The sequence below is a fragment of the Streptomyces sp. YIM 98790 genome, from assembly GCF_011421595.1.
GTDB lineage: Bacteria > Actinomycetota > Actinomycetes > Streptomycetales > Streptomycetaceae > Streptomyces.
In genome coordinates, this window is the sequence record NZ_WTLH01000122.1 from 1 (window position 1) to 18,547 (window position 18,547).

Consider the following 18,547-nt stretch of genomic DNA (forward strand, 5'->3'; position numbering starts at 1 on the left):
CGCCGCGGAGCACGCGGCGGGGGCCCGCCTCCGCGCCGACGGTCCCGCCCTCGAAGCCCTGGCCGCCGGGGAACCCGCCGCCGCCGGCGCCGCCTCTCCCGGCAGCCGCCCGGCGGGCCGCACCTGAGCCACCGCCCGGGCCGCCCGTCCCCCCATCCCCGTCTCCCGTCTTCGTCTCCCGTCTTCGTCTCCCGGCCCCCCCGGCCGGTGCGGTGCCGGTGCGGTGCCGCCGACAGCGGCGTGGCGCGGAGGCTGCGGTAACCGGGGCCGCGGGGGACCATGGGAGGCATGCTGCTCGCGGAGCTGGCCCGGACGTCCCGGGAGGTGGCCGGGACAGCGGCGCGCTCGGCCAAGACCGCCGCGCTGGCCCGGCTGTTCTCACTGGCCGGTCCGGAGGACGCCCCGCTGGTCATCACGTATCTGGCCGGGCGGCTGCCGCAGCGGCGCACCGGCATCGGCCGGCGCTCGCTGCACGGGCTGCCGCCGCCCGCCGCCGCGCCGTCCCTCACCGTGCGGGAGACCGATGCGGCGCTGAGCCGGATGGCGGCGGTCTCCGGCAAGGGCGCGACCGCCGCCCGCCGCGACCTGCTGGACGGGCTGATGTCCGCGGCCACCGAGGAGGAACAGCACTTCCTGGTCCGGCTGCTGACGGGTGAGCTGCGGCAGGGCGCGCTGGACGCCCTGGCCGTGGAGGGCCTGGCGGCGGCGGCCGGGGCGGCCCCGGACGAGGTGCGCCGCGCGGTGATGCTGGGCGGCTCGCTCGGGGCGGTGGCCGCCGCGCTGCTCGCCGGAGGGCCGGGCGCGCTGGCCCGGTTCCGGCTGGAGGTGGGGCGGCCGGTGCAGCCGATGCTGGCGCAGACCGCCAAGGACGTGGACGAGGCCCTGGACCGGCTCGGCCCGTGCGCCGTGGAGGAGAAGCTGGACGGCATCCGGGTCCAGGTGCACCGGGAGGGCTCCGGCGTCCGCGTCTTCACCCGCACCCTGGACGAGATCACCGCGCGGCTGCCGGAGGTGCGGCGGGCCGCCCTGGAGCTGGAGGCCGGCACGGCGGTGCTGGACGGCGAGGTCGTCTCCCTGGACGACAGCGGCCGTCCCCGCCCGTTCCAGGAGGTGTCCTCCCGGGTGGCCAGCGCCGGGGGGACGCTGCCGGTGCTGCCGGTCTTCTTCGACATCCTCTCCCTGGACGGCCGCGACCTGCTGGACATGCCGGCCGGGGAGCGGTACGCGGAGCTGGCCCGGGTGGCCCCGGAGCCGCGCCGCATCCGCCGCCTGCCGGTGGACGACCCCGCCGATCCGGCGGCCCGGCGCGCCGCCCGTGCCTTTGCGGAGGCGGCCCTGGCCCGGGGGCACGAGGGTGTCGTGGTCAAGGCCCTGGACTCCCGCTACACGGCCGGCCGGCGCGGCGCCTCGTGGCTCAAGGTCAAGCCCGTGCACACACTGGACCTGGTGGTTCTCGCCGTGGAGCGGGGCAGTGGGCGGCGTACCGGCCTGCTGTCCAATCTCCATCTCGGCGCCCGCCGCCCGGACGGCTCCTTCGCCATGCTCGGCAAGACGTTCAAGGGGCTGACCGACGAGCTGCTGGCCTGGCAGACCCGCAGGCTGCAGGAGCTCGCGGTGAGCGACGACGGCTGGGTGGTGCGGGTCCGCCCGGAGCTGGTCGTGGAGATCGCCTTCGACGGTGTCCAGCGCTCGCCCCGGTATCCGGAGGGCGTCACTCTGCGCTTCGCCCGCGTGATCCGCTACCGCGAGGACAAGACCGCGGCCGAGGCCGACACCGTCGACCAGGTCCGCGCCCTGCTCCGCTGAGCCGGAACGGCGGGCCGGTCCGGGAGAGGCCGGGAGAGGCCGGGAGAGGCCGGGAGAGGCCGCGGCAGGCCGGGACGGGCAGTCCAGGGCGGGCGGGGCCGGGACAGCCGGGATGCGCCGGGCCGTTCCGCACCCGGATCAGGGGGTGGGCACGCCCCCGGCCCGCCGGCGGGCCGGGCCGCCGAAGCGGACCGCGACGCCGGGCGAGTACAGCACGCTCACCGGCTCGCCGAGCGCCCCGCGCAGGCCGGCGGCCCGGGTCAGGTTCTCCTCGCAGTCGACCAGCTCGGCGCGGTGCAGCGGCCACCGGGGGTGGGCGTTGGGCAGGTAGTAGGTGCGGCCTCCGAAGAAGGCGCTGTGCATGCCCCAGCGCGCGGTGAGGAAGTGCTCCAGCGCGGAGGGCTCCTCGATCCGCTCCCCGGGGCGCACGGTGATCCGGCTGTGCGCCCCGCGCGGCCCCGGCCACCGCCGGGTGCTGGTGTAGGTGATGGTCTCCCCGCTGCGCCGGATCGCCATCCGGGACCACATGTACGGCAGTCCGAAGAACGCCCGTGCCACCGCCACCGGAATCAGCCGCGAGGCGTCCAGCGACCGGAAGACCACGCCCCGCCGCCCGTCGCCGTCCACGGCGTACAGCCGGACGTTCGTCTCCGGGAAGGTGCCCAGATACGGCACACCGGGCAGCCCGAACCATCCCACCCGGTGCATCCGGAAGGGCACCAGCCCGATGTAGGCGGCCCCCTCGAAGGTGTCCGGGACGGTCCCGGGCGGCAGCAGGCCGGCCACCTCGGCGGGGTCGGCGGCCCAGTGCAGGAAGGCGAGGTCGAGCCAGGACTGGGTGAGCAGCGGGTGTCCGGCGGCGGAACCGGGCGGCGGATCGGCGCTCACCGGCTCCGGGCGGCCGGGCGGTGTCCTGGGCACCCTGCCAGCATCGCACGGGGTGTCCCGCGCCGTCCGCCGGTTGTCGGTGCCGGGAGGCACACTGGCTGCATGTGCCGCAGTATCAAGACGCTCCGTGCCCCGATGACGCCCGAGGTCACCGACGAGGACATCCGCGCGGCTGCCCTCCAGTACGTGCGCAAGGTGTCCGGCTTCCGCGCTCCCGCCGCGCACAACCGCGCAGTCTTTGACGAAGCGGTTGAAGCGGTCACCGAGGCCACCGCGCATCTGCTCGAACATCTGGAGATACGCGGCGCCACACGCCGCTGACCTGCACGCCGGCGTCCCGCGCCTCCCACCGGCAGCATGTGTTACACGGGAGTAATTTGACATATGCATGCCGTATAACACCGTTGTACTTACACCCATGTGCCATCCCGCGGTGCTCCGCCGGCGCTCCCGCCGCTGTTCCGCACGGAACAGCGGGGTGGGACGGCGGTGCCCGGGCCGTTGCTTACGGATCATCCGATCGTTGGGCCGTTTGCGTCGGGAGTGATGCTCCCGGCGCTGCATCTGTGTCCCCGGGGGGTTGCCGAACGGAGAGCCCCGTGCGATTGACCGACATCCACCGCTGCGAGATCCGCCCCGGACACCTCGTGGAGTGGACGCTGCATCCGGCGGCAGTCGAGGCCGCGGCCGGTCTGCCGGAGGATCGCCGCCCGCCCGCGTACGTACAGGAGTCCCACGTCCGGACGGCGCGATCGGTCCGCCGGGACGGCCTCTTCGTGCCCACCTGGCTCGGCACGGCCTTCGACATCCCCGGGCCGGTCGATCTTGGCATCCTGCAGGACGCGCTGCACGCGTGGACACTGCGCCACGAGACGCTGCGCAGCGGCTTCCAGTGGACCGGCGAGAGCCTGCGGCGCTTCACCCTCGACGCGAGCGCGGTCGCCCTGCACCGCGAGGACATCGGCGACTTCCCCGAGGCGGCGAAGCTCACCCGCTATCTGGAGGACCGCTTCGACATCGCGGCCGACGCGCTCACCTGGCCCAACTTCCTCTATACGGCGGTCGTCCGCCAGGACGGCACCAGCGTCTGCATGGCCTTCGACCACACCAACGTCGACGCGTACTCCCTGCAGCGCATCACCGCCGACATCCACGAGCTCTACGCGGCGGGCCTGGCCGGCCGTGCCCTGGACACCGCACCGGTCACCAGCTATGTCGACTTCTGCGCCGCCGAGCGCGCCGGCGCGGACCGGATCGACGACACGCACGCGATCGTGGCGCGCTGGCGCGAATTCATCGCGCACTGTGACGGCAGGCTGCCGAACTTCCCCCTCGATCTCGGGCTCGATCCGCAAGGCCCGCTCCCCACCCAGCGGCTGATGCAGGAGATGCTGGTGGGCGACGCCGACGCGGCGGCCTTCGAGGCGTACTGCCGCCCGTACGGCGGCAGCCTGGTCGGCATCCTCGCCGCCACCGCCCTGATCGTCCGGGAGATCGGCGGACAGCAGGTGTACCGCACGGTGGTGCCGTTCCACACCAGGGCCAAGTCCCGCTGGTCCGACTCGGTGGGCTGGTACGTGGGCGGCGCGCCGGTCGAGATCCCGGTGGCCGGGGCGCGCGACTTCGACGGGGCGCTGCGCATGGTCCGCGCCGCGCTGCGGGAGAGCCGGCCGCTGTCCCGGACCCCCATCGCCCGCGTGCTCAAGCTGCTGGGCGCCGACTTCCGGCCCACCTCCCCGGACCTGTACTCGATCGTGTCGTACGTCGACGCCCGGGCCGTACCGGGCTCGGAGCGGTGGCAGGAGCTCAAGGCGTACGGGCTGATCCGGGTCTCCTACGGCGACCAGGTGTGCGCCTGGATCACCCGGCTCCACGAGGGCATGCAGTTCGCCTGCCGACACCCGGACACCGAGGCCGCCCGCCACTCCATGCGCCTCTACGTCGACCGCCTGCGCTCCGCCATCCTGACGGTGGCCCACCAGGCGCAGGGCCAGACAGGGCTGCCCGGCCCCCGGGACCCGAACGCGGCCCTCGGCCGGCACAGCGCCGGGATCCGAGCGGTGAGCTGAACGGGCGCACCGCTCACCGGCCTCGCGCTTTCGCGAAGCAGGCTGTCCGAACGGCACCCGGTCAGTCCGACGTCCCGGAAAGACCGGGCACGGCCCATCCGTTGTCCCGAAGCGATTCAATAAAAGCCCACATGGTCGTCGACGGATTTCTCAGCTGCACCGGACTGCCCGGCGCGTGCTTGGCCTCCAGCCGCCGCGCACGCTCCCACGCCTGTGCAATGTGCGGCCGGACCTCCTCGAAAGAGAACTTCTTGCCGGCATAGCTGACGATTTCCTTCTCGGCAAGATCTTCCATACGCCTGGACGTCATATGGCGATGACAATCGACAACGTGAAGGACCAGCCATAGCTCAAAGCATGGGTTCGAGATTGCGCAACGAATGCCGTTCTTGTCGGCCAGTTCAAGGGCGGCGGCGAGTCCGCTGTGCGGTGGCGTCTCCACGTCGAATAAGCACCAGACCTCGTCGTAGGAGTCCCCGCGCGAGATCTGACGTGCGCGCTTGATCGCGCTTCGCACGAGATTGAGTGGCTCGCCGTTCTTTCTTCCGGTCTCAATATGAACGGGGCACCCGCGAAGCAGCTTCCGGAGACCGTTGACGTAGAGGCTTTCGGTCACCTCACCCTCAAAACATACCAGCAGTCTCTTCCGGGGAGGGTTCTCTTTGGATCGACGATCCAGCGACCTTCCTGGCCTGATCAATTCCTTGCCGCCTCCACCTCGGAAATCACACTCTGCAGCAGTTCCTCATCAAAGAATGGCAGACCGCCGTACCTGCCTCCGAGATAGCGTTTTTCCACATTCTCGATGGAGCGCACCTTGTAGTCCGTCAGCGGATACAGGGTCGTGGCACCTTCCTTCTTCTCTGCGATCCACACCTGGTCGCGCCGGAGCGTCGCGGCGGCCTCCGGCCCCAGCAGGGCCGCGTCATGGGTGTTGAACAGGAGTTGTGCACCATGCAGATTCGTTCGTGGGTCCTGGAAAAGCCGGATGAGCTGGGCGGTCAGGTGGTGATGAAGCCGGGCATCCAACTCATCAACGACAAGCACACTTCCCCGCATCAGGGTGGAAACGATCGGCCCGACAATCCCAAGCCAGGTGCGTGTTCCACTGGACTCCAGCTCCAACGGCAACCTGAACTCTTTCCCATCCACCACATGGGAAACCTCCACATCAACCCCCGCACTGATCTCCTCGGGGGAGATGTCGGCAGCGTCGGAGTCGAGGAACTGGATCAGTTCGGCGATCTTCTTTGCCTGCTCCGGAGAGAACTTGAGTTCTGAGAACGTGACATCGGAGACACCGAGATCAGCGTACTTCAGCAAGCTCAGAACCGCTCTGGAGCTGTGCGAGTCCAGATAGTGCCGAGTCTCCCTCAGACGGCCTTCGAAGTTGCTGTCCCAGGCGATACGGAGACCCGACGAGAACCAGTCGAAAACGGGGAGCAGTTGCTCGTGGTTATTCGCTGCGGCAGCCGACAGGAAAAGACTGTTGGCACGGACCATTCGTTCGATCTGCACCTTCTGACCGTGCAGCGAGGGGCCGAAGCTCATCGGCTTCCCGGCCTTGCGCTCGTAGAACTTCCGTGGGCGCCCTTCCGGATAGCTGTAGAGCCACTCACCAAGGAATTCCCTGGAGTCGCACACGAATCCGAACTCATAGCGAATTCCCTCGACCGTGAACTCCATGGCAAACTCGCTCGGCCGACTCTCCCCCTCCCGTCCCAGCAGAAAGGGGCGACGAGGAATATCGGCCCTTGGCGCCCATTTCTGATGCGAGTTCACAATCGCTGCCTTCATGAACGCGAGAGCATGAATGAAATTGCTCTTGCCGGCGGCGTTGGCACCGAAGATACCGGCCACCGGGAGCGCCCACAGTTGCGAGCGGGGAACCGGCTGGACGGCGAGATGCTCATGCCTCCGTTCGGCAACGAAAGTCAGCTCCGTCTCGTCACGGAAGGAGGCGTAGTTGGTGACCGTGAAGCGCAGCAACATCAGGTCTCCTAAGGTGGAGTGTCGGCTCATCTCAGCGCCCCTCAGGGCAAAACTTGCCCGAGAGCGCCATCTGATGCAACCTTCCCAGGCAAACTGAGGCCGGCACTCGTCGCGCCGAGACCGTCACGCGGCAGGTGGCAGCCGCCTCGCTCGAACGTGCGATCGTGGGGTGGCCTCCCCTCAACGGTCCGGCGCCCTGGTTCCGCAGCGGCCCGGCGGGCGGTAGCCGGCGGCCGCGCGCAGTGCCCCGGACATCGCCAGCACGTCGTCGCCAGCGTCCGGCAACAGCGGGTCCAGGTAGCGAAGCGTCTCCGTGGTCAAGTGGTCGGCGGCGTCCAGGTGGTGTTGCCCGGAGTCGCGGTGTGCCTCGGCGAGCAGCCAGGCCGACACGGCGATGGCGTGCGGGTCCTCTGATTCCTGGGCGGCGACCATGCCACGCTCGGCGACCCGCCACAGCATCGCTGAATCGGGCTGGTAGGCGAGGAAGAACTGGGCCAGGCAGTACACCTCTGCGAGCACGCCCTGGGCCACGCCGGTCCGCCACCGTGCCGGCCTGGCGCACTGCCGGCTGCGCGTCACGGATCAGGTCCGGCAGCAGTGCGCCGACGACATCACGGTGGTGAGGGAGGACTCGCTGCGGGTGGTGGTCGACAAGCGGGAATGGGGGCCGATCCCCATGGGAGATCAGAAGATGATCTCCCAGAATTCCCCCAGAAGAAAAGGAAGACGCCACGGCATTCCTCCGGTCCGCCGCCGATTCCTCGGCAGCGAGCCGGAAGGGATGCCGAATGACCAGCAGGTATGGTCAGCGGATGTGGTGGCCGGAGAGGGCGCGGGCGATGACCAGGCGCTGGATCTCGCTGGTGCCCTCGAAGATGGTGTAGATCTTGCTGTCCCGGTACCAGCGCTCCACGGGGTGTTCGCGGCTGTAGCCGGCGCCGCCCAGGATCTGCACGGCCTTCTCGGTGGCGGTCACGGCCAGCTCCCCGGCGCGCAGCTTGGACATCGAGCCCTCGCCGGCGGTGAACTGCTTCTCGTTGCGGGCCATCCAGGCGGCCCGCCAGATCAGCAGCCGGACGGCGTCGATCTCGGTGCGCAGGTCGGCCAGGGTGAAGGCGATGGCCTGGTTCTCGATGATCGGGCGGCCGAAGGCGACCCGGTCCTTGGCGTAGTCCAGGGCGTATTCGTAGGCGGCGCGGGCGATGCCCAGCGCCTGGGCGCCCACGGTGGGGCGGCTGGCCTCGAAGGTGGCCATGGCCGCCTGGCCGCCCGCCCGGGAGCCCTCGCGGGCCCGGGCGAGCCGCTCGTCCAGCTTCTCCTTGCCGCCGAGCAGACACGAGCCGGGCACCCGCACGTCGTCGAGGAAGACGTCGGCGGTGTGCGAGGCGCGCAGCCCCAGCTTCTTGATCTTCTTGTTGCCGACCAGCCCTCTGGTGCCCGGGGGGACGACGAAAGCGGCCTGGCCGCGGGCGCCGAGCCCGGGGTCGACGGAGGCGACCACGACGTGCACGCCGGCGATGCCGCCGTTGGTGATCCATGCCTTCTGGCCGTTGAGTACCCACTCGTCGGCGGCCTCGTCGTAGCGGGCCCGGGTGCGCATGGCGGAGACGTCGGACCCGGCGTGCGGCTCGGAGACGCAGAAGGCGGCCACCTTGGGGTCGTCGGGGTCGCCGAAGCACTGCGGCACCCATTCGACGAGCTGGTCCGGGGTGCCGGCGGAGAAGATGCCGGCCACCGCCAGGGTGGTGCCGAAGATGGCCATGCCGATCCCGGCGTCTCCCCAGAACAGCTCCTCGTTGGCGATCTGGAGGGACAGACCGGCGGGGTCGCCGAACAGCTCGGCCAGGGTCTCGAAGCTGTAGAGGCCGATCTTGGCGGCCTCCTGGATGACGGGCCAGGGGGTCTCCTCGCGCTCGTCCCATTCGGCGGCGGCGGGCCGGACCACCTCGGCGGCGAAACCGTGCACCCAGTCCCTCAGGTCGCGCTGTTCCTCGGTCAGGTCCAGGGAGAAGCCGGTCACTGTTGTTGCTCCTTAGGCGTGGCGTGGCGGGGCGGGGAGAGGCGGAGGCTCGGGCTCACGCCTTGGGGATGTCGAACAGGCGGGTCAGGCCGGAGGCCAGCCCCACGTCCCCGGCCACCTTGAGCTTGCGCGTCATGAACATGGTCACCGGGTTGGCATTGCCGGAGACCAGCCGCAGGAACTCGGCGTCGCCCATGGACAGGGTGGTCCGGGCGTCGGCCTCGGTGCGGCCCTCGCGCACCGCGCAGCCGCCGTCCGCGATGGACACCTCGTACACCGCCTCGGTGTCGCCGGTGACCTGCCAGCGGATCAGCGCCCTGAGCGAGCCCGCGGCCTCGGGGCGGAACTGCCGCTCCATCCGGGAGAACACCGCGCGCAGCACCTTGACGCGCAGCTCGCCGGTCATGACCTCGGCAATCTCCTTCTTGGACAGTCCCTTGACCAGCCGGGCGAACTCCTCGGGGGCGACGGTGGCGAAGTCCATCGCGTCCAGCCTGGAGAGCAGGTTGGCGTCGGCGTTGGCGTTGTCTGCCATCGACACATCCTTACTGAAGAGTAAACTTACTTCTGAGTAAGATTACGGTCGGGTAGGTAAGCTGGCAAGAGTGACGGCGAAACAGAGACAGCGCCTGCCGCGCAGGGTCCGCGAGCAGCAGATCATCGACGCGGCCGTGCAGGTCTTCTCCAAACGGGGCTACCACGCCGCCGTGGTGGACGAGATCTCCGAGCTCGCCGGCATCTCCAAGCCGATGGTGTATCTCTATCTCGGCTCCAAGGAAGGGCTGTTCATCGCCTGCATCCGGCGGGAGAGCGAACGGCTGCGGTCCGCCTTCCGGGAAGCGGCCGAGGCCGGCGGCACCAGCCCGGAGACCCGGCTGTGGGCCGGTCTGCGGGCCTTCTTCGCCTTTGTCACCGAGCACCGGGACAGCTGGGTGGTGCTCTACCGCCAGGCGTCCGAACTGGGGGACGTCATCGCCGCCGAGGTGGTACAGGCCCGGCGCTCGGTGACGGACGAGGTGGTCGCCCTGGTGCGGGCCGGCATCGCGGAGCGCGCGGGCAGCCGGCTGGGCGAGAAGGAAGCCGATTTCGTGGGGCATGTGCTGGTGGGCGCGGCCGACTCGCTCACCGACTGGATGGAACGGCACCCGGAGGAGCCCGCTGACCGGGTGGCGCTGCGCCTGATGAACATGGTCTGGGTGGGCATGCGCCAGGTCCTGGAGGGCGAGGCCTGGGTGCCCCCGGCGCAGCCGTAGAGCGGCCGGGTGCGGCCGGGGGCGCCCGGCGCGGGGGCGTGCGGCTCACCGGCCGCCGGGCCGGGCGGCCACCTCGCCCCGCAGGTGGGTGCGTGCGCCGTCGGGCGTGGTGAGGGTGAAGGACAGGCCGGGGCCGTCCGGGCTCCCGGCGGCACGGAACCGGACCTCGGAGGGCAGCAGCACCGGGGCGTGGAAGGTGACCCGGACCCGGCAGGCTCCCGCCGGCAGCCGGTCCGAGAGCGCCGCCAGGCACCGCGCCTTGGACCACATGCCGTGCGCGATGGCGCGCGGGAAACCCAGCAGCCGGGCGGGCAGCCGGTGCAGATGGATCGGGTTGCGGTCGCCGGAGACCCGGGCGTACTCCCGGCCCGTCGAGCCCGGCACCTGCCATACCTCGCTCAGCTCGGGGCCCGTGCCGGGGTCCGCACCGGGGTCCGCACCGGGGTCCCGGCCGGGCACCCCGCCAGCGCCGGCCGGCTCGCCGGCTTCTCCCGGCGCTTCCGGCCCGGCGGAGCCGGAGCCGCCGGGGGTGCCGGTGCGGTGGCGGGTGAGGTAGGTGCTGCGGGAGCGCCAGACCGTTTCGCCGTCCGGTGCCGCGGCGTCGACCGCCATGGTGAAGGCCGTGCCGCGCGGATGCCCGTACGGCTGCTCGGCATGCACCGTGTAGCTCAGCGGCTCCCCGGGGGTCAGCGGCCGGGTCCGCTCGATCTCGTTGGCGATGTGCACCAGCCCGAGCAGCGGGAACGGGAAGTCCCGGCGGGCCATCAGCCCCAGCTGGAGCGGAAAGCCCACGAGGTGGGGGTAGGTCAGCGGCAGCGGCGGCAGCTGCGGCCCCGGCGCCCCGGCGGACGCGGCGGGGCCGGTGGCGAAACCGCAGGTACGGGCGTAGCGCCGCAGGTGGCCGGGGTCGATGGGCACGCCGGTCAGCACCGCGCACCGCTCGGGCAGCCGGAGCGGGGCGGCCGCGGAGCGCTTGGGCAGCAGCGCGCGGGCGTAGCTGCCCAGCAGGGCGGGTGGTCTGCCGGGCACCGCCGTCGGGGTCCGCACGCTCACGCCCCCAGCAGCGACTGGCCGCAGACGCGCAGCACCTGACCGGTGACCCCGCCGCTGCCGGGCGAGGCGAAGTAGGCCACCGCCTCGGCCACGTCCACCGGCTGTCCGCCCTGCCGCATGCTGTTCATCCGCCGGCCGGCCTCCCGGATGAGCAGCGGCACGGCCGCCGTCATCCGGGTCTCGATGAAGCCGGGCGCCACCGCGTTCACGGTGATCCCGCGTTCCGCGGCCACCGGTGCCAGGGCCTGCACATGGCCGATCAGACCGGCCTTGCTGGCCGCGTAGTTGGTCTGCCCGACGTTCCCGGCGATGCCGGCGATGGAGGAGGTGCAGACGATCCGGCCGCCGTCCCGCAGCACCCCGCCCCCGCGGCCGCTGCCGGACAGCAGCCGTTCGTTCAGACGTTCCACCGCGGTGAGATTGACCGCCAGCACGCTGTCCCAGCGCCCGGTGTCCATCCGGCCCAGGGTCTTGTCCCGGGTGATGCCGGCGTTGTGCACCACGATGTCGATGCCCTCCGGCGACCGTTCGCGCACCGCGCGCTCCAGCGCCCCGGGGGCGTCCTCGGCGGCGATGTCCAGCTCCAGCGGCTCCAGGCCGCCGCTGCGCGCGGCCACCGCCGCCAGGTCGGCGCGCTGTGCGGCCAGGTCCAGGCAGAGCACCCGGGCGCCATCCCGGTGCAGGGTCTCGGCGATCACCGCCCCGATGCCCCGGGAGGCCCCGGTGACCAGGGCGGTACGGCCGGCCAGGGGCCGTTCCCAGTCCTCCGGCGCGTCGGCCGCGCCGCCGCCGGTGACGCTCAGCGGCTGGCCGGAGACATAGGCGGAGCGGGCGGAGAGCAGAAAGCGCAGGGTGGATTCGCAGGCGTCCTCCGCACCCGGCGGGACCAGCAGGAGCTGCGCGGTGGCGCCGCGCCGGAGTTCCTTGCCGACGGAGCGGACGAAGCCCTCCAGGGCGCGCTGGGCCGTGGCCTCGGCCGGCCGCGCGGCCCGCTCGGGAGGGGTGCCGAGGACGACGACCCGGCCGCAGGGTGCGAGCGACCTGATCAGCGGATGGAAGAAGCCGTGCAGGGCGCGGAGCTGTCCGCTGCCGGTGATGCCGGTCGCGTCGAAGACCAGGGCGGCGGGCCGTTCCGCCGGACGGCCGGAGGCGCCCGGCGCACCGCCGTTCCCGCCGCTTCCGCCGCTTTCCTCGCTCCCGCCCGTCCCGCCGGGCTCGCGCACCTGGACGCCACAGGAGTCCAGCAGCGCGCGCAGGCGGGTGCCCAGCCGTCCGCCGTCCGCCCCGCCGAGCACCGCCGGGCCGGCAAGCAGCGGCTGACCAGGGCGGTAGCGGCGCAGCGGCTCGGGACGCGGCAGGCCGAGGCGCTTGGCGGCGAAGGCCCCCGGGCCGCGGGCGGTCCATTTCTGGTAGCGATCGGCCATTGATTTCCTCCCTACGCATGAGTAAGTCTACTGAAGAGTAGGTAGACAGTTCCCCGATCACAACCCATCTCCGCCCACCAGCCACACGGGCCACGTGGTTCCGCCGATGAGACCACCGGCGGCATCGCCGATCCGGCCGGCGGGCACCGATGCCCGCACAGAACCACTCCATCCCACCACTCCCCCACCCCGCCCCGCCCCGCCCTCACGGCCACGCAGCGGGCAGAGCGCAGACGCAGAAGGAGCCGCGTGCCATGACCAGCCCCGCAGCCCGCCGGGTCGCGATCGTCGGCGGCAACCGCATCCCGTTCGCCCGTTCGGACGGTCCGTATGCCACCGCCTCCAACCAGGAGATGCTCACCGCCGCGCTGGCCGGGCTGGTGGACCGGTTCGGCCTGCGCGGGGAGCGGCTGGGCGAGTTCGCCGCCGGTGCCGTGCTCAAGCACAGCCGTGACTTCAACCTCGCCCGCGAGACCGTGCTGGGCAGCCGGCTCGACCACGCCACCCCCGCCTACGACGTCCAGCAGGCGTGCGGCACGGGCCTGGAGACGGTCATCCTGATCGCCAACAAGATCGCCCTGGGGCAGATCGAGGCGGGCATCGCGGGCGGCGTGGACACCACCAGCGACGCCCCGCTGGGGGTCAACGACGACCTGCGCCGCATCCTGCTCGGTGCCCGCCGCGGGCGCACCCTGCCGAAGCGGCTGCGCGCGCTGACCGCGGTGCGGCCCCGCCACCTGGTGCCGGACATCCCGCGCAATGCCGAGCCGCGCACCGGCCTGTCCATGGGCGAGCACGCCGCGCTCACCGCCCGCGAGTGGCGGGTCGCACGCGCCGCTCAGGACGCCCTGGCCGCGGCGAGCCATCAGCGGCTGGCCGCCGCCTACGAGCGGGGCTTCTTCGATGATCTGGTCACCCCCTTCCGCGGCCTGGAGCGCGACCAGAACCTGCGTCCGGACAGCACCCCGGAGCGGCTGGCACGGCTGAAGCCGGTGTTCGGCCGGCAGTTCGGGGAGGAGGCCACCATGACCGCGGGCAACTCCACCCCGCTCACCGACGGCGCGGCCACCGTGCTGCTGGCCTCCGAGGAGTGGGCGGCGGAGCGGGGGCTGCCGGTGCTGGCGTACTTCGGGCAGTCCCGCACCGCTGCCGTGGATTTCGTGGACGGTCCGGACGGGCTGCTCATGGCGCCGGTGTACGCGGTGCCCCGGCTGCTGGCCGCGGCCGGCCTGGGGCTGGGCGACCCGGATCTGTACGAGATCCACGAGGCGTTCGCCTCCCAGGTGCTGGCCACCCTGGCCGCGTGGGAGGACCCGGACTTCTGCCGGGAGCGGCTGGGCCTGGACAAGCCGCTGGGCTCCGTGGACCGGGACCGCCTCAATGTCACCGGCTCCTCCCTGGCCACCGGGCATCCCTTCGCCGCCACCGGGTGCCGGATCGTCGCCACCCTGGCCAAGCTGCTGCACGAGAAGGCACGGACGTCCGGCGGGGACGGCGGCGGGCCGGTGCGCGGCCTGGTCTCGATCTGCGCGGCCGGCGGCCAGGGCGTCACCGCGCTGCTCGAACGCTGACCGTGACCGGCCGGCGCCGACCGGAGCCGGCCGGAGCCGGCCGGAGCACACCGCACGTCACCACCCCTCCCCACTGCAAGGAGCCGACCCATGGGTGTACGGAAGGATCTGCGGAAAGCCAGAAAGCGACCGGAGCTGGCCGATCGTGTCCGGCTGGAGGTGATCCGGGAACACGGCACGGTGCGGGAGGTGCGCGCCTCCGCGCTCGGCGAGCCGCTCCGCACGGGCAGCATCGCGGACCTCCCGTTCGCCAACGCGGCCGAGGCGCCCGGCGCGACGGTCTACCGCCGCAAGGACGCGGCCGGGCGGTGGCGCCCGGTCTCCGCCGCCGCCTTCGCCCGTGAGGTGACCGCGGTGGCCAAGGGCCTGATCGCCGCCGGGCTGCCGGCCGGCGGCCGGGTCGCCGTGATGTCCCGCACCCGCTACGAGTGGGCGCTGCTGGACTTCGCGATCTGGGCGGCGGGCGGCCAGACCGTTCCCGTCTACGCCACCTCCTCGGCCGAGCAGGTGGAATGGATACTGCGCGACTCCGGCACCCGCTTCCTGGTGGTGGAGACCGAGGAGAACGCCGCCACCGCCAAGCAGGCCGTCGCGGGCCTCGGCGACAGCGGCGACGGCAGCGGCAGCGGCAGCGGCGGGGACGACGCGGGAGCGGTCACGGTCTGGCGGCTGACCGACGGTGCGATCAGCGAGCTGACCGCCCTGGGCCGGTCCGTCGAGGACACCGTCGTGGCGGAACGGCGGGCCGCGCTCACCCCGGAGTCGGTCGCCACCGTCTGCTACACCTCCGGCACCACCGGACGGCCCAAGGGCTGTGTGCTCACCCATGCCAATCTGCACGCCGAGTCGGTCAACACCATCGACCTGCTGCACCCGGTGTTCACCGAGATCACCGGGGAGGCCGCGGCCACCCTGCTGTTCCTGCCGCTGGCGCACATCCTGGGCCGCACCATACAGATCTCCTGCCTCAAGGCCCGGATACCGGTGGGGCACTGCCCCAGCATCAAGCCGGACGAGCTGCGGCCGGAGCTGGAGTCGTTCCGGCCGACCTTCGTGGTGGGGGTGCCGTATCTGTTCGAGAAGATCCACGACACCGGGCGGGCGACCGCCGAGAAGCTCGGCCGCGGCGCCTCCTTCGACCGGGCCGACCGGATCGCGGTCCGCTACGGCGAGGCCGAGCTCGCCGGCTACTACGGCACCGGCCCGGCCCCGGGCCTCGGGCTGCGGCTCGCCCGCAGCCTGTACGACCTGCTGGTCTACCGGCGGGTCCGCAAGGCGCTGGGCGGGCGGCTGCGCTACGCCATCAGCGGCGGATCACCGCTGGACGCCCGGCTCAATCTCTTCTTCCTCGGCTGCGGGGTGGTGATCTACGAGGGCTACGGCCTGACCGAGACCACCGCGGCCGCCACCCTGATGCCGCCCCTGGAGCCCCGGCCGGGCACGGTCGGCCGCCCCGTGCCGGGCACCTCGGTGCGGATCGCGGACGACGGCGAGGTGCTGCTCAAGGGACCGGTGGTGTTCGGCTCCTACTGGAACGACCCGGAGGCCACCGGCCGGGCCAAGCCGCACGGCTGGTTCGCCACCGGCGATCTGGGCGCGCTGGACGACGACGGCTATCTCACCATCACCGGACGGAAGAAGGACCTGCTGGTCACCACCGGCGGCAAGAACGTTTCCCCGGCGGTGCTGGAGGACCGGATGCGCAGCCGCCCGCCGGTCGGCCAGTGCCTGGTCGTCGGGGACCGGCGGCCGTTCATCGCCGCGCTGGTCACCCTGGAGCAGGACGCGGTGGCGCACTGGCTGTCGGTGCGCAGGCGCCCGGCCGACACCCCGCTGAGCGAGCTGTGCGAGGACCCGGAGATGCGCGCCGATGTGCAGCGGGCCGTGGACTACGCCAACGAGGCGGTCTCCCGGGCGGAGTCGATCCGCGCCTTCCGCATCGTGCCCGGCGAGTTCTCCGAGGAGAACGGCCTGCTCACCCCCTCGCTCAAGGTGAAGCGCAAGGCGGTGGAGGAGATGTACGCCGACACCATCGCGGCCCTCTACGGCTCCTGACCCACCCGCCGCCACGCCGCCGTGTGCGAGATGCGCCGCCGTGTGCGAGATGCGCGGCCCCCCTTCCCCCGGCCGGCGGGCCCGGTCCACACACCCACGCCCCGGACCGGGCCCGCCCTGTGCTCGGCCGCCGCGGCGCTATCCGGAGCAGGACGGGCACCAGTAGCCGTCACCCTGGAGAAATGTCCATCCCATTCCGGAGATGTGCGGGGCCGCCTCTTCGGCCGGATGCAGCAGGTAGCCGAAGAAGTCCTCGTCCCGGGAGGGTCCCGGGTCGGAGATGACGAGATCGAACATGATGCGGGCGCCGCAGCCTCCCCGGTCGCAGGCCAGGTAGTAGCGCACGGGCCCAGGGGTCTTCCCCTCGGTCATCAGGCTCATGGCCCGACTGTTGCCGATCGGGACCGGGTATGGGCCGTTCTTTGCCGAACCGCGCACAACAGGTAAGGCACGCGGGGGCGCACCCGGCGCACGTCACAGCCGCACGTGCCGGGCGGCCGCGCTGCCCGTGCGGCACGGTCAGCCGCGCAGCGACTCGCACAGCTCCAGGGCGCGTTCAGTGGAGGCGATCAGCCCCGCGTCGCCCTTGGCCCGGCGCAGCTCCAGCGCCTCGATCAGCAGCTTCTCCGCGACATCCAGGTCACCGGTGTCCATCCGGAACGTGCCCAGGTGCTGGAGGGCGAAGTCCACCAGCTCCGGGCAGCGTTCATGGGCGATGCGCAGCGCCTTGCGGTAGCAGGGCTCGGCCTCCGGGTAGTCCTCGCCGTACCGGTAGGCGTCGCCCAGGCCGATCAGCGCCGCCGTCTCGCCGCGCGGGTCGCCCAGCCGCACGGCGAGCACCGCCGCGTCGGAGAACAGCTCCCGGGCGGCGGTCAGTTCGCGCAGCACCAGGTGGCGGACGCCGGCCCGGCGCAGCGAGGCCACGGTGGGCGCGCCGCGGCGGATTTCGTCCGCCAGCGCACGCTCGGCCCGGGCGGCGGCGAGGCGGTAGGCGGGCTCGTCGGCCGGGATCATGCGCAGCCGCTCGTCATACGCCACCGCCCCGCCACCGGGGTCCTCCGCGGGGTCCTCCGCGGGCTCCGCGCCGCCGCCCGGGCCGGTCACAGTGCCGCCAGTTCGTCGGCCAGGTCGTCCAGCCCGAGCGAGCCCAGGGAGAGCGCGGCCATGTGCCAGGACTTGAGGTCGAACCGCTCGCCCCGCGCGGCCGCCGCCCGCCCGGCCGCCTCCCGCCCGGCCAGCCAGGCGCGTTCGCCCAGCTTGTAGCTGATCGCCTGCCCCGGCGCCCCCAGGTAGCGGACGATCTCCGAGGCGGTGTGCGCGTCGTCGATGCCGCAGTGCCGGTCCAGGAAGTCCCGGGCCAGCTCCGGCGTCCACACCTCGCCCGGGTGGAACTCCTCGCCCGCCGGGATGCGCAGTTCCAGGTGCATGCCGATGTCGACGACGACCCGGGCCGCGCGCAGCATCTGCTCGGAGAGGAACCCCAGCCGCCGCCCCGGGTCGGCGAACAGGCCCAGTTCCTCGGAGAGCCGCTCGGCGTAGAGCGCCCAGCCCTCGATGGAGCCGGAGATGCCGCCCAGCCCGGTCTGGTAGGCGGAGAGCCGGCCGGCCATATGACGCCACTGGGCAAGCTGGAGATGGTGGCCGGGCACGCCCTCGTGGAACCAGGTGGAGACCAGGTACCAGACGGGGAACCGGGTCCTGCCCAGCGTGGGCAGGAAGGTGCGGCCCGGCCGGGAGAAGTCGGCGGACGGCTCGATGTAGTAGGGGGCGGCGGCCGTGCCCGGCGGCGCGATCGCCGACTCCACCCGCCGCAGCGGCGCTGCCAGGTCGAAATGGGTGCCGCTGAGCTCGTCGATGGTGCGGTCCATCAGCTCCTGGAGCCAGCGCCGGATGTTCTCCACGCCCTCCACCGCCTCGCCGTGCCGGTTGAGGTGCTCCATGGCCTGGGCGGGCGAGGCCCCGGGCAGCACCTCNCTCCATGGCCTGGGCGGGCGAGGCCCCGGGCAGCACCTCGCCGGCCGCCTCGCGCATGGCCGCGGACAGCCGGCGGAACTCCTCCCAGCCGTAGGCGTAGGCGTCCGCCAGGTCCGGGTCGGTCCCGTTCCACTGCCGGGCGCCGCGCAGATAGCGCTCCCGGCCCACCGCGTCCGGGACGCCCTCGACGGCCGGCAGATAGCGCCCGGTGAGGTAGTCGCGCAGTTCGGCGGTGCCGGCCGCGGCCGTGTCCGCGTCCCGTGCCAGCTCCGTGCGCAGCGCCTCCGGGGCGGCGGCGGCCAGGCTGCGGAACCAGCCGCTGTCGAGGGTCTCGGTCAGCTGCCCCGCCACCGCGGCGGCCTGCCGGGGCGCGGCGCGCAGCCCGCGGGCCAGCCCGGCGTCCAGGGAGGCCCGGTAGCCGCGCAGCGCCTCGGGCACCCGG

16 protein-coding genes and 2 pseudogenes are annotated in these 18,547 nt (G+C 72.4%); 6 read left to right on the forward strand and 12 right to left on the reverse strand.

The genetic code is table 11. The annotated features are described in order from the left end of the window. Positions 1-288 precede the first annotated feature (288 nt). Complete coding sequence (locus GQS09_RS19105; protein ID WP_165987882.1) at positions 289-1,806, forward strand: ATP-dependent DNA ligase; 1,518 nt, start codon at positions 289-291, stop codon at positions 1,804-1,806. Positions 1,807-1,944: 138 nt separating this feature from the next. Here the strand turns inward: GQS09_RS19105 and GQS09_RS19110 are convergent, their stop codons facing one another. Next, a complete protein-coding gene (locus tag GQS09_RS19110) occupies positions 1,945-2,727 on the reverse strand; it encodes a YqjF family protein (protein ID WP_165987884.1) in 783 nt (260 codons plus the stop codon). 69 nt (positions 2,728-2,796) lie between these two features. Between GQS09_RS19110 and GQS09_RS19115 the strand changes: the two genes are divergently transcribed. Both GQS09_RS19115 and GQS09_RS19120 read left to right on the forward strand, forming a co-directional pair. Then, positions 2,797-3,015 (forward strand): DUF2277 domain-containing protein, encoded by a 219-nt coding sequence (locus GQS09_RS19115; protein ID WP_165987886.1) that lies wholly within the window; start codon positions 2,797-2,799, stop codon positions 3,013-3,015. 278 nt (positions 3,016-3,293) lie between these two features. Beyond that, the gene (locus GQS09_RS19120) at positions 3,294-4,763 is read left to right on the forward strand and encodes a condensation domain-containing protein (RefSeq protein ID WP_313896219.1); all 1,470 of its coding nucleotides are present in this window, start codon (positions 3,294-3,296) and stop codon (positions 4,761-4,763) included. 61 nt (positions 4,764-4,824) lie between these two features. Here the strand turns inward: GQS09_RS19120 and GQS09_RS19125 are convergent, their stop codons facing one another. The 5 genes and pseudogenes from GQS09_RS19125 to GQS09_RS19145 form a co-directional block, all read right to left on the reverse strand. Further along, a complete protein-coding gene (locus GQS09_RS19125) occupies positions 4,825-5,463 on the reverse strand; it encodes an RloB family protein (RefSeq protein ID WP_243761560.1) in 639 nt (212 codons plus the stop codon). Next, positions 5,460-6,755 carry an ATP/GTP-binding protein gene (locus GQS09_RS19130; protein ID WP_165987891.1) on the reverse strand — a complete coding sequence of 432 codons (1,296 nt, stop codon included), beginning with the start codon at positions 6,753-6,755 and terminating at the stop codon, positions 5,460-5,462. The genes GQS09_RS19125 and GQS09_RS19130 overlap by 4 nt, the downstream gene beginning before the upstream one ends. 222 nt (positions 6,756-6,977) lie before the next feature. Then, a pseudogene (locus tag GQS09_RS19135) lies at positions 6,978-7,380 on the reverse strand (XRE family transcriptional regulator); the annotation flags it as partial. A 180-nt stretch (positions 7,381-7,560) separates the two neighbouring features. Continuing rightward, entirely contained in the window at positions 7,561-8,775 is a 1,215-nt protein-coding gene (locus GQS09_RS19140; protein ID WP_165987894.1) for an acyl-CoA dehydrogenase family protein, read from the reverse strand. A gap of 55 nt (positions 8,776-8,830) precedes the next feature. Continuing rightward, complete coding sequence (locus tag GQS09_RS19145) at positions 8,831-9,310, reverse strand: SCP2 sterol-binding domain-containing protein (RefSeq protein WP_165987896.1); 480 nt, start codon at positions 9,308-9,310, stop codon at positions 8,831-8,833. Positions 9,311-9,380: 70 nt separating this feature from the next. Here GQS09_RS19145 and GQS09_RS19150 point away from each other — a divergent pair, with 70 nt between their 5' ends. After that, positions 9,381-10,028: a TetR/AcrR family transcriptional regulator gene (locus tag GQS09_RS19150; protein ID WP_165987898.1), complete on the forward strand. Its 648-nt coding sequence runs from the start codon at positions 9,381-9,383 to the stop codon at positions 10,026-10,028. 45 nt (positions 10,029-10,073) lie between these two features. On the opposite strand, the gene GQS09_RS19155 is transcribed toward GQS09_RS19150, so the two are convergent. Further along, complete coding sequence (locus GQS09_RS19155; protein ID WP_165987900.1) at positions 10,074-11,081, reverse strand: MaoC family dehydratase; 1,008 nt, start codon at positions 11,079-11,081, stop codon at positions 10,074-10,076. After that, on the reverse strand, positions 11,078-12,505 hold the full coding sequence (locus tag GQS09_RS19160; RefSeq protein WP_165987902.1) for a 3-oxoacyl-ACP reductase: 1,428 nt from the start codon (positions 12,503-12,505) through the stop codon (positions 11,078-11,080). The genes GQS09_RS19155 and GQS09_RS19160 overlap by 4 nt, the downstream gene beginning before the upstream one ends. Positions 12,506-12,759: 254 nt before the next feature. On the opposite strand from GQS09_RS19160, the gene GQS09_RS19165 reads away from it, so the two are divergent. Together GQS09_RS19165 and GQS09_RS19170 are read left to right on the forward strand one after the other, a co-directional pair. After that, positions 12,760-14,076, forward strand: coding sequence for an acetyl-CoA C-acetyltransferase (locus GQS09_RS19165; RefSeq protein WP_165987904.1), 1,317 nt, complete (start codon positions 12,760-12,762; stop codon positions 14,074-14,076). A 90-nt stretch (positions 14,077-14,166) separates the two neighbouring features. Next, complete coding sequence (locus tag GQS09_RS19170) at positions 14,167-16,131, forward strand: long-chain fatty acid--CoA ligase (RefSeq protein ID WP_165987906.1); 1,965 nt, start codon at positions 14,167-14,169, stop codon at positions 16,129-16,131. 138 nt (positions 16,132-16,269) lie between these two features. On the opposite strand, the gene GQS09_RS19175 is transcribed toward GQS09_RS19170, so the two are convergent. The 4 genes and pseudogenes from GQS09_RS19175 to GQS09_RS31020 form a co-directional block, all read right to left on the reverse strand. Next, the gene (locus GQS09_RS19175) at positions 16,270-16,512 is read right to left on the reverse strand and encodes a hypothetical protein (protein WP_165987908.1); all 243 of its coding nucleotides are present in this window, start codon (positions 16,510-16,512) and stop codon (positions 16,270-16,272) included. Positions 16,513-16,650: 138 nt separating this feature from the next. Next, a complete protein-coding gene (locus tag GQS09_RS19180; RefSeq protein WP_165987909.1) occupies positions 16,651-17,235 on the reverse strand; it encodes a tetratricopeptide repeat protein in 585 nt (194 codons plus the stop codon). Further along, positions 17,232-18,101 carry a DUF885 domain-containing protein gene (locus tag GQS09_RS19185; RefSeq protein ID WP_399552563.1) on the reverse strand — a complete coding sequence of 290 codons (870 nt, stop codon included), beginning with the start codon at positions 18,099-18,101 and terminating at the stop codon, positions 17,232-17,234. The genes GQS09_RS19180 and GQS09_RS19185 overlap by 4 nt, the downstream gene beginning before the upstream one ends. Before the next feature lie 64 nt (positions 18,102-18,165). Further along, positions 18,166-18,543, reverse strand: a pseudogene (locus GQS09_RS31020) (DUF885 family protein); the annotation flags it as partial. Positions 18,544-18,547 lie beyond the last annotated feature (4 nt).

What these genes read in the sequence shown, in the direction of transcription:
- GQS09_RS19105 (WP_165987882.1), top strand. Translation starts at nt 289, where the DNA reads ATGCTGCTCGCGGAGCTGGCCCGGACGTCCCGGGAGGTGGCCGGGACA.
- GQS09_RS19115 (WP_165987886.1), top strand. Translation starts at nt 2,797, where the DNA reads ATGTGCCGCAGTATCAAGACGCTCCGTGCCCCGATGACGCCCGAGGTC.
- GQS09_RS19130 (WP_165987891.1), bottom strand. Translation starts at nt 6,755, where the DNA reads ATGTTGCTGCGCTTCACGGTCACCAACTACGCCTCCTTCCGTGACGAG.
- GQS09_RS19145 (WP_165987896.1), bottom strand. Translation starts at nt 9,310, where the DNA reads ATGGCAGACAACGCCAACGCCGACGCCAACCTGCTCTCCAGGCTGGAC.
- GQS09_RS19160 (WP_165987902.1), bottom strand. Translation starts at nt 12,505, where the DNA reads ATGGCCGATCGCTACCAGAAATGGACCGCCCGCGGCCCGGGGGCCTTC.
- GQS09_RS19165 (WP_165987904.1), top strand. Translation starts at nt 12,760, where the DNA reads ATGACCAGCCCCGCAGCCCGCCGGGTCGCGATCGTCGGCGGCAACCGC.
- GQS09_RS19170 (WP_165987906.1), top strand. Translation starts at nt 14,167, where the DNA reads ATGGGTGTACGGAAGGATCTGCGGAAAGCCAGAAAGCGACCGGAGCTG.
- GQS09_RS19175 (WP_165987908.1), bottom strand. Translation starts at nt 16,512, where the DNA reads ATGAGCCTGATGACCGAGGGGAAGACCCCTGGGCCCGTGCGCTACTAC.